The organism is Dellaglioa sp. CoH-57-MRSF-16, from assembly GCF_056782055.1.
The window spans coordinates 1-419 of record NZ_JBXAXZ010000074.1 but is presented as its reverse complement, the minus strand read 5'-3'; the positions used below and the strand labels follow the sequence as shown (position 1 = coordinate 419).

The 419-nt window shown below is 52.7% G+C and carries 1 protein-coding gene; it reads right to left on the bottom strand.

Translation table 11 applies throughout. The features are described from left to right. Positions 1-234 precede the first annotated feature (234 nt). Positions 235-419 (bottom strand): ATP-grasp domain-containing protein (locus AC1RPH_RS07925; protein ID WP_481762044.1); only part of this gene is annotated, 185 nt, incomplete at its 5' end.

Here is a 419-nt window from a genome sequence, read left to right as displayed (position 1 = left end):
CGTTTTCTGTACCCTGCATCTTCCGACTTGTGCCACATGAAGGCATGCTCGGATGACGGGAACTCGATACCGTACAGCGAAAGTGGACGCAGGAAGAAGTTGCTGAGGAATCGCTTGTCTCCGAAGAATCCTCGGATCGGTGCATACTGAGTGTCATACGAGTACGGCAGTCCGAGACGACGATGCAACTTTCTCTTCAACGTCACTTGCGGGTCATCTCAAATTGGGAATTGCTTAAACTGCCTTCGCCACCGCCGAATATACCTGAGCACGGTCCACAGTGTAAGGCCCGGAGCAGTTTAGGCAGTTCAGCTCAACGATGCGCAAATCTGTCACATCTTCGACAACTTCGCAAACATCCATGACATACGCACGCGGTGCCGTAGGATGGTGCACCGTCTTGTGATACGCGCGAAGCT